This window comes from Spirosoma foliorum (genome assembly GCF_014117325.1).
Lineage (GTDB): Bacteria > Bacteroidota > Bacteroidia > Cytophagales > Spirosomataceae > Spirosoma > Spirosoma foliorum.
The window spans coordinates 3,068,316-3,081,987 of sequence record NZ_CP059732.1; the positions used below are offsets into that span (position 1 = coordinate 3,068,316).

General features: G+C 47.0%; 14 protein-coding genes. 6 read left to right on the forward strand and 8 right to left on the reverse strand.

Translation table 11 applies throughout. From position 1 onward, the window contains the following. The first annotated feature begins 79 nt into the window (after window positions 1-79). Complete coding sequence (locus H3H32_RS12820) at window positions 80-961, forward strand: oxygenase MpaB family protein (protein ID WP_182463082.1); 882 nt, start codon at window positions 80-82, stop codon at window positions 959-961. Between the two features lie 13 nt (window positions 962-974). On the opposite strand, the gene H3H32_RS12825 is transcribed toward H3H32_RS12820, so the two are convergent. From H3H32_RS12825 to H3H32_RS12835, 3 genes are all read right to left on the reverse strand, one after another. After that, window positions 975-1,970: a glycoside hydrolase family protein gene (locus H3H32_RS12825; protein WP_240543758.1), complete on the reverse strand. Its 996-nt coding sequence runs from the start codon at window positions 1,968-1,970 to the stop codon at window positions 975-977. 28 nt (window positions 1,971-1,998) lie between these two features. Further along, entirely contained in the window at window positions 1,999-3,354 is a 1,356-nt protein-coding gene (locus H3H32_RS12830) for a glycoside hydrolase family 30 protein (protein WP_240543822.1), read from the reverse strand. A 174-nt stretch (window positions 3,355-3,528) separates the two neighbouring features. Next, window positions 3,529-5,160, reverse strand: a complete 1,632-nt coding sequence (locus tag H3H32_RS12835; protein ID WP_182463084.1) for a SulP family inorganic anion transporter — start codon at window positions 5,158-5,160, stop codon at window positions 3,529-3,531. 108 nt (window positions 5,161-5,268) lie between these two features. Here H3H32_RS12835 and H3H32_RS12840 point away from each other — a divergent pair, with 108 nt between their 5' ends. Continuing rightward, window positions 5,269-6,513, forward strand: a complete 1,245-nt coding sequence (locus tag H3H32_RS12840; RefSeq protein ID WP_182463085.1) for a THUMP-like domain-containing protein — start codon at window positions 5,269-5,271, stop codon at window positions 6,511-6,513. A 44-nt stretch (window positions 6,514-6,557) separates the two neighbouring features. Beyond that, window positions 6,558-7,241 (forward strand): hypothetical protein, encoded by a 684-nt coding sequence (locus H3H32_RS12845; protein WP_182463086.1) that lies wholly within the window; start codon window positions 6,558-6,560, stop codon window positions 7,239-7,241. Window positions 7,242-7,312: 71 nt separating this feature from the next. Here H3H32_RS12845 and H3H32_RS12850 read toward each other — a convergent pair whose 3' ends face one another. The 3 genes from H3H32_RS12850 to H3H32_RS12860 form a co-directional block, all read right to left on the reverse strand. After that, window positions 7,313-7,627 (reverse strand): hypothetical protein, encoded by a 315-nt coding sequence (locus H3H32_RS12850; RefSeq protein ID WP_182463087.1) that lies wholly within the window; start codon window positions 7,625-7,627, stop codon window positions 7,313-7,315. 412 nt (window positions 7,628-8,039) lie between these two features. Continuing rightward, window positions 8,040-8,873 (reverse strand): SPFH domain-containing protein, encoded by an 834-nt coding sequence (locus H3H32_RS12855; protein ID WP_182463088.1) that lies wholly within the window; start codon window positions 8,871-8,873, stop codon window positions 8,040-8,042. Between the two features lie 7 nt (window positions 8,874-8,880). Beyond that, window positions 8,881-9,066: a hypothetical protein gene (locus H3H32_RS12860; protein WP_182463089.1), complete on the reverse strand. Its 186-nt coding sequence runs from the start codon at window positions 9,064-9,066 to the stop codon at window positions 8,881-8,883. A 470-nt stretch (window positions 9,067-9,536) separates the two neighbouring features. Here H3H32_RS12860 and H3H32_RS12865 point away from each other — a divergent pair, with 470 nt between their 5' ends. Then, complete coding sequence (locus tag H3H32_RS12865) at window positions 9,537-10,538, forward strand: IS110 family RNA-guided transposase (protein ID WP_182457633.1); 1,002 nt, start codon at window positions 9,537-9,539, stop codon at window positions 10,536-10,538. Window positions 10,539-10,617: 79 nt separating this feature from the next. Here the strand turns inward: H3H32_RS12865 and H3H32_RS12870 are convergent, their stop codons facing one another. Then, window positions 10,618-10,878, reverse strand: coding sequence for a hypothetical protein (locus H3H32_RS12870; protein WP_182463090.1), 261 nt, complete (start codon window positions 10,876-10,878; stop codon window positions 10,618-10,620). Window positions 10,879-11,045: 167 nt separating this feature from the next. Between H3H32_RS12870 and H3H32_RS12875 the strand changes: the two genes are divergently transcribed. Continuing rightward, complete coding sequence (locus H3H32_RS12875; protein ID WP_220472640.1) at window positions 11,046-11,447, forward strand: hypothetical protein; 402 nt, start codon at window positions 11,046-11,048, stop codon at window positions 11,445-11,447. 7 nt (window positions 11,448-11,454) lie between these two features. Here H3H32_RS12875 and H3H32_RS12880 read toward each other — a convergent pair whose 3' ends face one another. After that, complete coding sequence (locus H3H32_RS12880) at window positions 11,455-12,570, reverse strand: glycerate kinase (RefSeq protein WP_182463091.1); 1,116 nt, start codon at window positions 12,568-12,570, stop codon at window positions 11,455-11,457. Between the two features lie 72 nt (window positions 12,571-12,642). Here H3H32_RS12880 and H3H32_RS12885 point away from each other — a divergent pair, with 72 nt between their 5' ends. Beyond that, window positions 12,643-13,668 (forward strand): Gfo/Idh/MocA family protein, encoded by a 1,026-nt coding sequence (locus tag H3H32_RS12885; protein WP_182463092.1) that lies wholly within the window; start codon window positions 12,643-12,645, stop codon window positions 13,666-13,668. Window positions 13,669-13,672 lie beyond the last annotated feature (4 nt).

Genomic DNA, 13,672 nt, shown 5'->3' on the forward strand with positions numbered 1-13,672 from the left:
GGCCTCCTCATCGGATGAGTTTCTCGTATTTTCGCTATACTTGTAAAGGCCTGCAACGGCTTGCTAATTCAATTCACCCATGACTGCGACCTACAGAAAACGGCTTGGTCTGTTTCGTAATCCGGCTGTCCAGCGCGAACTAAACTCCCTCGATCCTATCCGCGATCACCAGCGCATGGTGCATTTGCTGACAGCCTACGAATTCCCCTTCGATATAACCCGCGCGCTTGAGTTAGCGTTGTTCCATACCTACGCCAGTCCAAGAGTATCGGGTTTATTGGCTCGAACTGGCGAATTTGAACGTCACGGTCAAAAGCGGTACGACGACACCAGTCGTCTGATTTCGGAATTTATGGAATCGGGATACGATAGTGAGAAAGGGCAACGGGCCATTGCCCACATGAATAAGATTCACGGACACTATCAGATCGACAATGCCGATTTTGTGTTTGTACTGGCCACGTTTGTTTTTTACCCGATCGATTGGACAAATCGCTACGGCTGGCGAAAACTGACCGCATCAGAAGAACAGGCCTTATTTTACTTTTTTCGGGAAGTAGGCATACGCATGAACTTACGCGATCTACCCGATAATCTGGCCGAGTTACGCGCCTTTACCGATGCCTACGAGGATAGTTATTTTCGCTATACAGACAGCAACCGTAAAATTGCCGATGCGACAGTACGGATTGTTCAGGGCTGGTTTCCCCGCTTTCTGCGTCCGCTTGTTCAACCCACTTTCTCGGCCCTCATCAATACTAAATTACGAATGGCTTTTGGTTATCAGCGTCCACCCGGTTGGTTTATCGGCCTAACAACGGGTGCGTTGTGGTTACGCAAATGGCCCTTACGCTGGATTACGTTCAAGCCCTACCCGTATTTAATTGAGAAAACGACTTTCCGCTACTACCCCGATGGCCCACCCGATATTGAAGCCGTTGGGCCGGATAGTTTACGGTAGCGATCTGTTCGACTTATTTCCGACTTACTGGCAAAAAGACATTCACAGCTGGGTGCATTGTGTAGAGTCGGAATTGCTTCCCGTCATTGACCACAATGCCACTGGATGTATTGCCTTTCATAATGGGATTTCCAGCGTATTTTGTCCAGTGTATAAGGTCTTTCGACACGGCTACATTGGTTGACCACTCATGCCAGTCGGCAAAGGCCGACGCGTGGTAATAGGCGTAATACAGCCCTTTGTACCGAATCACCTGATTCATAGCAACAGCGTGTAAGTCATACTCTGCTGGCCCTTTTTCCAGAACGGGTTCATCCTGCACATTCGTCCAGACCTTCAGATCGTTCGACGTTGCCAGCCAGACCGCCCGATCATTACGTTCGTAAAAAAGATACCAGACATTCTTCTCTTTCCAGATCGCTGGGGTTCCATAGGGCCCTTTGCTAATGGGTTGATGATTGGTATACCGGATATCGATCGGCCCTTGCTCCTGCCAGTTAATCCCATCTTTAGAGGTTAATATATGCGCGACATCATCCTTGCCCTCGGCAAACATATAATACGTACCATCCGATTTGATCACGGACATATCCTCGACCCAGTCTGCCTGATGAATAGGATTGCCCGGATAGCGGGTCCAGGTCAGTCCATCTTTCGAGGTGGCATAACCCAGAAAGCGAGTTTGATTTTTCCCTTCCCGGTAACCAGTGTACCACATATAGTACTGCCCATCTTCGTGCAGGATATACCCTCTTTCCCGGATTTTCTGATCCCAGGTATCCGCCCCTGTTCCGCTAAATACAGGGTTGCCCGAATAAGGGGTAAACGTGGTAAGCTCTTTAGGGAATTCAGGTTCCGCAACGGTTAGCAACGATGATTTATCCAGTAAAACCCATCCGCCCGACACAGTACTGACCACGAAGAGAACAGGAAGTCCAGCGTTTCGAATCAGGCGTGAAAAGCCAGACGTTAAGTCCATTGATTTCATGGATTTTAGCAGGTCAATCATAACAGTTTATGGTTGTTAAAGGGAGGAATTACCAGATATATGTACCTACAGCCCCGCCCGAAAGCGTAGCGGTGGTCTGATTACCGGCACTATCAATACTGAATGTCTGCCTGGATGGGCTATCGTTCAGAACAATTAATACGGTGTGGCCATCGGGTGTTTTAAATGCAACATTGGGTAAGTTCTTCACTTCATCAGACGCAATACGCACTGATCCGGGCCGTACAAATTTGGAAGCCACAGCTACATTATAGTAGGCCGGATTTCGTTTAACCGTGTTCCCATTGATCGTTAGCGCCCCTAAACATTGATCACAACCGCCTGGCGTGTGTGGGTTTTGTTTCGGATCGGCAGCCAGGTTCCATTGCAATACCGTTCGGCTCCAGTTGCGGGTGGCCCCAATGATAAGTTCGCGCACATGCCAGGCTAAATCGCCTTTGAGGTTACCAGGTGCTCCTATCCATTGTTCCGTGAAATACAGATTTTTATCAGGATACGCCTTGTGCACGTCCGATAGGGCGCTGATTGATCCTCCATACAAATGAAAAGCCGATCCGTCGATGAACTTTCGGGCGTCGGGGTCATTCAGGACCGTTATTGGATAATCTGGTCGGTCAGCATTATGATCGTAGATAATTAGTTTCGTTTTGAGCTTAGCGGCTTTAAAAGCTGGCCCCAGGCTTTTTTTGATGAACAAAGCCTGCTCGGCGGGAAGCATCAGCAAACTGGGGTTATTCCCCGGATGCAAGGGCTCATTCTGAATTGTAACGGCATCAATATGAATCCCGGCTTTTGTCATGCCCTGAATGTATTTCACAAAATAGCGGGCGTACGCATCATAAAATTCCATTTTCAGACTTCCCCCCTTCGTCTCTCCATTCGATTTCATCCAGGCCGGTGGCGACCAGGGCGAACCCATAATTTTGATCGTCGGGTTTATCGCCAGAATCTCTTTGAGGATCGGAATTAAATACTGCTGATCGGGGGCTAGGCTGAATTTGGCTACTGTCGGATCGGTTTCACCAGCGGGCAGATCATCGTACGAAAATACCTGCTCATCGAGGTCAGATGCCCCAATACTCACGCGCAGGTAACTCACACCTATCCCCTTACCCTCGGTGGAAAAAAGCTCTTTCAACAGTTTAGCCCGCGCCGTAGCTTCCATTCGGCTGAGTAGCATGGCACTTCCTCCTGTTAACGTATAGCCAAAGCCATCAATAGTTTGGTACGTCTGCGCCGGATCAACATGAATTGCCGGGACATCCTTTTGCTCACTTTTGAAGGCTAGTGAAGGTTGTTTTGCAAACAGAATTGATCGACTAGGGTCCGTCAGCCAAAACTCAACACCACCCGAATTAGAGTGAACGGACGACTTTAGGCCGATACCAGCCCGGCTGGTGTTTGCTTGTTTTGAGCCAGTCTGTCCGAAACTAACAGTCGCAAAGGCCGCGAGCGAGCTTATCAAAAAACTAATTGACAGTATCTTGTACATACGCATTTTTAGAGCTCACATAATCCTTGAGACTCCTTGCGAATGTAAACCACTTTTTAGCAAAAGCTACTGATTTGCTTCCGAAACTGGCTTGTTCACCAAAAGAGTCCGTCGCGGTTTCAGGACTCGCCGATTCAGGTGGACATTCTTTAGCTCGTACTGAATTCCCTGCATTTTCGCGGTTTCCCGATAATCGTGGAGCATATTAAAAATATCGTGATCGATGAAGGGAGCTTTGGTGCCATCAATGAGAACCTCGTCACCCGATTTGAGCGAGTTTAAGGCTTCCTTCAATTGTGGTTTACTCAGAAAGTAAAGATCCTTTTCAAACGCAATCGTCACTTTATTACCCACGCGGACCAATTGAAAGGTCGATTGGAAATTGGTATACAGAACAAAAATAATTCCAACCACCGAGCCCAGGGCGATACCAATCAGCAGATCGGTGAAGACAATACCAATAACCGTTACGATAAACGGCACAAACTGACTCCAGCCATCCCGAAATGTGCTTTTGAAGATTGAGGGCTTTGCCAACTTATAACCAACCATAATCAAGACCGTTGCCAGACAGGACAGCGGTATCAGATTAAGCAATGCCCCGCCCAGAAACACGGCCAGCATCAGAAAAAGACCATGCAGGATTGTCGACACGCGGGTTCTGGCTCCTCCGTAAATGTTGGCCGATGTTCGGACAACTACCGATGTTACGGGCAATCCACCAATCACCCCCGACAACATATTGCCAATACCCTGCGCAATTAACTCCTGATTGGTAGACGATATGCGTTTCGCGGAATCAAGCCGATCAGAGGCTTCTAGATTCAATAGCGTTTCCAGGCTGGCAACCAGCGCAATTGTGGCTGCAATACCGTACACCTGCGGATTGCCCAGAATACGTATGTCGGGGAAATAAAATATGGAAAACAGACTTTTTCCAGCTGCAATTGTTGGAATCTGCACCATGTGCTGATGAGCGGTATCGCCCAGATACCAGGCCGGTACCGCCACCCGAAAAAATTCATTTAAAGCAACTCCACCACAAACAACAACCAGGGCCACCGGAAAGCTTTTAAAGATCGTCCGTTTACTACGCCCAGCCAGCCGATCCCAGCTAATTAAAAAAGTGAGTGAAACTAAACTAATGACTACAGCTCCGGGACTGGCGGTTTCAATCGCCCTGTATATTTCTGAAATTGTATTTTCTCCATCGGCCAACTGCTGGAATTCAAATTCGCCTTCGTAGTCATTATCCCGACCAAGTGCATGGGGAATCTGCTTCAGAATAATTACAATACCGATAGCAACGAGCATCCCTTTAATAACACTATCGGGGAAAAAGCTGCTAAAACGACCTGCTTTGATCAGGCCCAACACCAATTGCATCAGACCTGCCAGCACCACCGCTACCAGAAATGCCTCGTATGAACCTATTTTTGCAATTGAATCGGCGACAATGACAGCCAAACCAGCCGCTGGACCACTAACGCTTACTTCGGAACCCGAAAACAACCCAATTATAATACCACCAATCATTCCAGATACCAGGCCCGAAAATAAAGGAGCTCCCGATGCCAGGGCAATACCCAGACAAAGGGGTAAGGCCACTAAAAAAACAGATAAACTGGCAGGAACATCCCGCCGGAAGTAGTCGGATTTATAGTGAATAAGGGTTTGAAACGGACTAACTAGTTTCATAAAAGTGGTTTTTCGGGCTTAGATTCGGGTTCGTAACGCGCAATAACGTTCATCGTTGTGTTAAATTAAAGAATAATTAAAAATTGATTAAAATTCGGTTAAATTATTTTGCATACTCATCTTTCCCACACCGAACAGACGTTCATCCAGGCCCATCTTACTGATGATGTTCGGGCATTATTACTGCGTCCCAATCCGGCTGGACTGGATTTAAAAAAGCTGGCTTCTCAAATTTCAGCCCGCCAAAAAGCGCGGGAAAAACTACCTAGCTGGTATGTAAACGATCAACTGATTTTTCCGCCTGCTCTATCAGTAGAACAGGCGTCTTCAGAGTCGACTGCCATCTATAAAGCCTCCTTAGTTCAGGGGGACTTACTGCTCGATCTTACGGGTGGTATGGGGGTAGATACCTGGGCATTTGCGCAACAGGTAGCGCAGGTAGTATATGTGGAGCATCGACCCGATCTGGCCGAATTAGCCGCGCACAATTTGCCCTTATTAGGAATTTCGAACGTAACTGTCGAGGTTGGAGATGGGCTAGCCATTATCGACCAAAACGAAACCAACTTTACCAGCCTAAGCTCGCTGGCGAAACAGCCTGCCGACTGGATTTACCTTGACCCGCATCGGCGTGATGAACTGGGAGGGCGTGTTGTCAAGCTGGAAAACTGTGAGCCCGATATTACCCAACCCGATCTGGTTTCAGGGTTGTTCAGTAAGACCCGAAAAATTTTAATAAAAGCTTCCCCGTTACTTGACATTGATGCGACCGTCAGACAATTGTCTGGAACCGTAGAATCTGTACACATTGTGGCTGTTCAAGGCGAAGTAAAGGAAATTTTATTCACCCTTAGTAATCAGACCATTGCAAAAGATAACATTATATTTAACACTGTTAACCTTACTCATCAGGCAGCTATTCGGTTTAACTTCCAATGGCAGGGGGAACGTACAGCCGATGTTAAACTAGGGAACCCGCAGCGTTATGTTTATGAGCCAAATGCTGCGGTGTTAAAGGCGGGCGCATTTCGGCTGATGGCCACTCGATTTGGCCTGACCAAGCTAGCACCTAATAGCCATTTATACACAAGCGACGAACTAAAAGGCGATTTCCCGGGTCGAGTATTTGAGATTCAGACCATCATTAAACCCGATGGCAAAGCCTTGAAACTTGCCGTACCTGATCTAAAAGCGAACCTGACTGTGCGCAACTTCCCGCAAACAGTGGCCGAATTGCGAAAAAAATTGTCATTGCGAGACGGAGGTTCTGTTTATATTTTGGCAACGACACTGCTGAATGGCGATAAACGATTGTTAGTAACTCAAAAAATTGATCAAAATCAGTTTCAATAAATTCACTCTATTCCGGTTAATGAGCCGGGCAAATTAACTACATCATGACTACCCTAGCACGTTTTATTCTGATCATCGGAATGGTTTCATTTTCGATCTCAGCCAATGCGCAAACCGTTTATGCCAGCGAAAGTACAATCGACAAAGTCAAAGTTTCGGGCCTGTATTTAACGCTTCAGGGAGACGGCAAACAAATTGAAAAAGACTGGGAGGCCCAACTTCAGAAGTATGGTCGGCTTAGCTCCTCACGCGGAACTTATCGCATTCCGAACGCCGACATTTCGGCAATTTCATCGGAACCGATCAACCTGGTGAGTACCGTAAAATCGTCGCGCACATCGGCTACCGTTTTTGTAGCTTTCGATCTCGGAAATGGCAACTTCGTTACGCCCGGCAGCACGGGTTATTCAGCAGCTGAAGCGCTGTTAAAAAGCTTTGCAGACAGCTCTTTGTATGGTCAGGAAGTGAAAACGGCTGAAGGTGGCTTTGCTGATGCCCAAAGTACTCATCAGAAAATGGTCAAGAAAGGCGAACAACTGCAACGCGCAATTGAGCAAAATGCCAAAGAAAAAGAGAAACTCCTGAAGCGAATTGACGATAACGCCAAAGAATTGGACCAACTCAATAAAGATATCGAAACCAATAAATCTGATCAGGCCGCTGCACTTACCGAGCTGGACAGCCGTAAAAAGAATGTTGAAGCCGTGAAGGCGAAGAAAAGTAATTAAGAGCCTGTCTCTGTAATTAGCAACGATAAAGAAGATTACGAAAAGCCGCGACAATTGTTGCGGCTTTTTGTTCACAGAAGCCGGATTACGCGAAGATCGCTATCAAGCTTAAAATACCCTCGATCTAAAAAAGCAGTGACGGCGGTTAATTTCGCTTCAAACGGGGTATCTCCGTACGATACGGCCCCAACCCCTACGATATGCACATTGGATTTTCCTGCCCGACCCCGTGCTTCTGTCAGTAATACATCAGGCTTGTAAGGACAGGCAACATAGGTATCACAGAGGGTTGCGTAATCCGTCAGGATACGATTACAGTCTGTTTCAGACAGAAATTCTATGCCATGACGAGGGAGTTGATTCTGAAGTTCTACAATTCGATTCATGGCTGCAATCTACCAATTTCGATAATAGCATGGTCAACCAATGCTTACAAGAAAAACAGCCTCGCCAACTAAGACGAAGCTGTTTCCAATCTTCATGATACTTCTAGACCTATGGGTTAGGTTGGGAAGTATTTTTTAGACTTGAAAAACGTCATCTGGACACAAAAAAACGTTGGCACCAGTGGCACCAACGTTTAATCTAACCCATAAGTGCTTACGACATATATGTGATATACGTAAACTGTCGCAAATTTAGTTATATCAATCCAAAAATTGGTAACTTAATTAATTGTACGGCGATCTGAAAAATAGGTTTCTCTTACAGCTATAAGTATTTATACTCTAACCGAGATTGCCTAATCACTGTACAATCAGAAGGTAGAATCATCGCAAGTCAGCAAAAAAAATTTGACTATTTAATGGGTAGTTGGATCATCGTCGAACTACTTGTACCCAATTGCGTAGTTGGCAGGCTACCATTCCATTTTGCAATCCACTGTTGCTGAATCAACAAAGGCGTCAATGTTTTCTGTTTCAACTCATTAGCTCTGGCTTCGGCCTCTGCCTCAATAATTTTAGCTCTGGCAAGACCGCTGGCTTTTGTGACCGCAATTTCGGCACTCGCTTTTTCGGCTGCCACCTGATTGTTCAATCGCAATGCGTTTTGTACAGCCGTGTTCTTGGCATCAATCATCGCCTGTAACGATTCGGGCGGAGTAAGATTCGAGGTTATGTTTTCGAAGGCAAACCCATCATCTGTTAGCGCCTTACGCAATTTCGATTCGACCAACTCTTCAAAACCAACGCGGTTATTGACAAGCGAATCGGGTGTAAACGTGTTGGCCACATCGCGATAGGAGTTATAAACGATTGTACGTAAAATATTATCCTCAATTTCGGGAAGCTCTTTCCGGTATTTGCGATACACATTCGCCCCCTGCCCTTTTACTAAATGATAGTTCAGTGTGGGGTCAATTTTAAAAAGCGTCCCTCCTTTCGCGCTGACGGTAAATGGCTCAAAATCTTTGGTCTGGGTGAAGGTTGGATATTGCTCGATGAACGACGTAAGCGGATTATAAAATATCCAGCCCGTCACGTTTTCGATATCATTGGCTCCTCGATCGGAGCCAATTTTACTGACTTTAATTCCTTCGTGTGATGCATCGACAGTGGTGCAGCTTTTGGTTAATAAAATAAATCCCAACAGGAGTCCAACACTCCAAATGGCAATACGTAGCTTACTCATGTGATTTTTAGTTAAAAGGGTTCTTAGTGAAGGCTTTGGTTTTAAACGAAATGACGAGTAATCCGGTCAGAAAGAATAGCCCGAGAATATTCTGAAAAGTGTCTTTCTGGTTGAGGAAATTGAAGCCTACATCAGCAGACAGAAAAAAACAGACTGCCCAGGTCAGCATTAAAAAGATTCGTTGTGTGCTCATTAGTTTAGGAGTTTATTTCTGCTCGCTAAGGTAATGGGCGCGAAAATCGAGGATCGATTATTTTGTTTGAATGGCTAAAACACGTGTTTTTAGTGCCTTTTGTCTGTATGAAGTTTGGCTAACTTCCTGATTGACATTACCGACAATACCATTTGGGCCCATATCGATCCGCAAACACAGCGTTATAACCCTCGGCGTTTTTTTGTCATCCCGACTTTAGGAGGGATCTCAAGCTTGACTGACACGGAAGTTTGAGATCCCTCCTGACGTCGGGATTGTAAGTTTGCTCTGAACAAATAATCTTTGGTTCTCCAGGTCATACCTACGTCGGGATGGTCTAAAAGACCGGTTGTCATGATCGGTAGCCTGGAGAGCCAATCTCATGGAACCCGGACAGTTCAGTGGGCATATAGCCCGTTTCACAATGATGTCGAGAGCATGAGTAGTATCCCGCTTTTTTCGTTTTTAGCATGAACCAACCAGCTATCTATTACGGGGTTGATGTCAGTAAAGAGACCTTACACATCAGCTACCAAATCGGAATCGATGCCAATGGGCAACCCCAATGGGCCTATCAAACCCTGCCCAACCAAGCGGACTCCATTGAGCAATGGGCTGCTGAACTGCCCGCCAATAGCCACCTCATTTTCGAGCATACAGGTACCTATTCGGCTCGATTAGCTTGGGTATTAGCCCTGCAAAATCGCCCCTTTAGCCTCCTTACGCCCAACCAAAGCAAAGGCTTTGCCGCCACTCTGAAGTCTATCAGCAAGACCGACCGGAGCGATGCGGCACTATTGGCGCGCTACGGACAAGTCTTTCAGCCCCAGCCTTCGCAACTGGCCGATGAGTCTCTACATCAGCTTCGCCAACAGCACAAACACCTCAACGACCTGCGAATCAGTCAGCAAGCGGTGGCTAATCAGCTTCATGCGCTGTCGTTCGACCCCCGGGCCAGTCAGAAAGTCAAGGCTAGCCTGCTGGTTCTCCAACAGAGCTACCTGACTCAGATTGCGCTCTTTGAAGAGGAACTGGATCAGCTGAGTCAACAGGAGTTGCAGGCCATTTCGGAGCGGATGCAGCGGGTCAAGGGGATTGGGCCGGCTTCCTCTCAAGCCTTGTGCACGGCCACCAATGGGCTGGCTGGATTCGAGTCAGCCAAAGCGGTAGCTAAGTTCGTGGGCATTGCCCCCAGTCAAACTCAATCGGGCAGTTCGGTTCGTCGGCGTGGTCGGATGGCCCGCACGGGTTTAGGGTATGTACGGGGCCTTTTATACATGGCAGCTCGTTCGGCCCGTAAATACAATTTGGGCTGTAAAGCGCTTTATGATCGGCTACGGGCCAAGGGTAAATGCCACAAAGTGGCGATGGTGGCGGTGATGAATAAGTTGTTGCATCAGGTGTTTGTGGTGGTGAAGAAGAATATTGAATTCGTCAATGGGTTCAGCCTATCCAAACAAAATTTGGCTTAAAACTTGTTTTTTGACACAGTTCATGACAAAAAAACACCTAGAAACTAAAACGGTAAAACCTTCTATATTCTCTCTTCATTTACAATAGCCAGGGCAATTTATCGCTGGCTGTTCGGTTTTTGTCGATAGTCGTTAACCGCCGAAATGCATCTTTCCGGCCGTCCACATCCGACATGTCGAAGCGCTTATAGGTTTGCCAGTCTACATAAGCGGTATTTGTATTCTCGTGAAGAAATCCGCCAGATGAAAGCTTTTCGGCATCTAGCTCGGGTATATATACAACCGTTAGCGTAACAGACTCCGTTTCACCTTTTGGGTAAAATGTCCAGGTAAGCTTCATAGATGTCAAAAGTCTTAAAATGTTGAGTTTCTCTCTGTATAGTAGGCAAAGCCTAAAGTAAACTTTATACTCTTATTGCGACAGTTGTCTATCGCTACCTATCAGAAATTAAGCAACTATGAAATTAAAAAGTGTACTCGTTTTAGTTACGTCAATAACACTGCTGTATGGCTGTTCTTCAAAAAAAAGAGTCTGTCCCACTCGTTGGAACCTGGGAATTAGTCTCGGCAACGACCATAGAAAAGGATACAACGTTCTCTACGTTTGACTCGACGCACAAGATGATCAAAATCATCAATGACACTCACTTTGCGTTCTTAAATCATGCAGTGGCCCCGCCGAAAGATTCGTCAAATGCTTTCTCTGGCGGAGGTGGCACCTACACCTTAGTCGATAGCAACTATACCGAGCATCTGGATTATTTTATCGACAAGGCCTGGGAGAATAATAAATTTGAGTTTGTTGTTAAATTTAGCGGTGATACCCTTATTCAAAAGGGTATTGAAAAAGTTGAGAAACTCGGTGTTGACCGCATCATTATTGAAAAATACAAACGTGTTACGAAGTAAGCCCAGCTTAAACTAATAGCCGCATTACCTGAAACGCAGTTCGTTTTAAGTAGTCAGGTGCATTGGCCAGCGCATCGTCTAAACTTGCCGGTCCCGGCATGATAGAAAAGGCGCTGGCCAATCCTAGCGTATCCAGCTCGTCAGGCGCCAGTTTTAACGACCCACAAAGCGCCACCACCGGAATACCTTTCGCTTTCGCCAACCGGGTAATGCCGGCAATAAGTTTGCCCTGCAATGTCTGATTATCAATTCGCCCTTCGCCTGTAAATACAAGATCTGCTCCCGCCATTTTGTCGGCCAATTGGGTGTGTTTCATGAGCAGGTTAACGCCTTCAGTAAGTTGCCCCTTCAGGAACAAAACAGCACCAGCCCCTAGCCCTCCTGCTGCACCAGCACCGGGCATAGCTGACAGATTCATAGCAAACGTTGTCTCAACGACCTTAGCCCAATGCTTCATACCTGCATCCAGAACTGGCAGATCGTCCGGTTTCGCGCCTTTTTGCGGGCCGTATACATAAGTTGCCCCTTGTGGACCCACCAGCGGGTTCGTGACATCGCAGGCGACTTCTACGGTTCCTTCCCAGGCCGTTTTGGGTGGGATTATTGTTTTAATTTGGTCAAGATTGCCTCCACAGGGCCGTAAAACCGCTCCGGACGCATCAAGAAATTGCCAACCCAGTGCGGCAGCCATACCTGTTCCAGCATCATTGGTTGCACTACCACCAATGCCCAGAACAAGGTGCTCGATACCCTGCTCAATAGCGTGTGCAATTAGCTCGCCAGTTCCGAACGTATTGGCCTGAAATGGGTCGAGTTCCGCGAGTTTAAGCAACCGTAACCCCGAGGCCTGGGCCATTTCAATAAAAGCCGTTTTGCCATCACCCGAAATGCCATACCCTGCTTCGACCGGATGCCCCAATGGTCCCTGAACCTTAACCGTATGCCAGGTGCCCTGAGTAGCCTGTGTTAATACGTCGGAGGTACCTTCACCGCCATCGGCCATCGGAACAGCTACAACTTCGGCTGTTGGACTAGCCCTTAAAATGCCGTCGGTCATTGCCGCACAAACCTCAGAAGCAGTCAATGAACCTTTGAACTTATCGGGTGCCAATAAAATCTTCATTGTTAATAATTGTGTATCCTTTGCTAAGTGAGTAAGTTGGCCACCAATTCGATTTACTGGCTATTCAAAACTATGTCCCTACTTAAAGCAGCCATCATTGGGGGTGGCAATATTGCCGATAATAATCATATTCCCGCACTCAAACAGCTATTTGAGCAAGTCGAACTAGTGGCTGTTTGTAGTCGCGACCTGACGAAAGCCCGTGCCCTGGCCGACAAGCACGGCATTCCTCATGCATTCGATGACACGAGTGAACTGTATCGTCAGTGCGCACCGGATGTTGTGGTTATTTGTACACCGAACAACCTCCACTATCCGCAAACGATGGAGGCTCTTAACCATAACTGCCACGTTTTCTGCGAGAAACCACCCGCGTTGAACGCCAAAAACGCTCGCGAAATGGCCGATCTCGCAGCCCAAAAAGGCCGGATACTGGCGTATAATTTTCAACTCCGACAAACCAGCGAATGGGCACTGCTTATGCGTTGCAAAGCCGATGGTTTGCTTGGCGATATTTACCACATTAAGGCGCACTTTCTGCGTCGGCGGGGCATACCGGGCTGGGGTTATTTCACCAATAAAGCCATGCAGGGTGGTGGTGCTCTAATGGATATTGGTGTTCACGTTCTTGATTTAGCCCTGTGCGCACTCGGCTACCCCACACCCGATCAGGTATTGGGCAATACCTACGATTTTATTGGTAAGGCGGGTGGCAAAGGTTTACTAGGCGCATGGAATCCAGCGACTTTTGAGGTTGAAGATGCAGCTACCGCGTATCTCTCATTTCCAGATAAAGCGTCAATTATGCTATCCGCTTCGTTTGCGTTGAATACGCAGGTCGATAAAGATCGTAATCTGGAATTATTTGGCAGCAAGGGAGGAGTTAAGCTGTTCCCGTTTAGTCTACATACCGAAGTAGCTGGCGAACTTGCCGACATTCAGTTCCCTTACCTGGAAGAAGTTGACATTCAGCTAAAAAATACAGCGGCTTTTCTGGATGCCTGCCAGGGTAAACCCTCAAATGTCTGTACGGCGGAACAGGGAGCCATTTTGCAGGAAATCGTCGAACGCATTTATCAGTCTGCTACCACTGCCTAGATTA

Excerpts from the sequence above, each read along its gene's own strand:
- H3H32_RS12820 (WP_182463082.1), top strand. The coding sequence starts at position 80 with ATGACTGCGACCTACAGAAAACGGCTTGGTCTGTTTCGTAATCCGGCT.
- H3H32_RS12825 (WP_240543758.1), bottom strand. The coding sequence starts at position 1,970 with ATGATTGACCTGCTAAAATCCATGAAATCAATGGACTTAACGTCTGGC.
- H3H32_RS12835 (WP_182463084.1), bottom strand. The coding sequence starts at position 5,160 with ATGAAACTAGTTAGTCCGTTTCAAACCCTTATTCACTATAAATCCGAC.
- H3H32_RS12845 (WP_182463086.1), top strand. The coding sequence starts at position 6,558 with ATGACTACCCTAGCACGTTTTATTCTGATCATCGGAATGGTTTCATTT.
- H3H32_RS12850 (WP_182463087.1), bottom strand. The coding sequence starts at position 7,627 with ATGAATCGAATTGTAGAACTTCAGAATCAACTCCCTCGTCATGGCATA.
- H3H32_RS12855 (WP_182463088.1), bottom strand. The coding sequence starts at position 8,873 with ATGAGTAAGCTACGTATTGCCATTTGGAGTGTTGGACTCCTGTTGGGA.
- H3H32_RS12860 (WP_182463089.1), bottom strand. The coding sequence starts at position 9,066 with ATGAGCACACAACGAATCTTTTTAATGCTGACCTGGGCAGTCTGTTTT.
- H3H32_RS12865 (WP_182457633.1), top strand. The coding sequence starts at position 9,537 with ATGAACCAACCAGCTATCTATTACGGGGTTGATGTCAGTAAAGAGACC.
- H3H32_RS12870 (WP_182463090.1), bottom strand. The coding sequence starts at position 10,878 with ATGAAGCTTACCTGGACATTTTACCCAAAAGGTGAAACGGAGTCTGTT.
- H3H32_RS12875 (WP_220472640.1), top strand. The coding sequence starts at position 11,046 with ATGGCTGTTCTTCAAAAAAAAGAGTCTGTCCCACTCGTTGGAACCTGG.
- H3H32_RS12880 (WP_182463091.1), bottom strand. The coding sequence starts at position 12,570 with ATGAAGATTTTATTGGCACCCGATAAGTTCAAAGGTTCATTGACTGCT.
- H3H32_RS12885 (WP_182463092.1), top strand. The coding sequence starts at position 12,643 with ATGTCCCTACTTAAAGCAGCCATCATTGGGGGTGGCAATATTGCCGAT.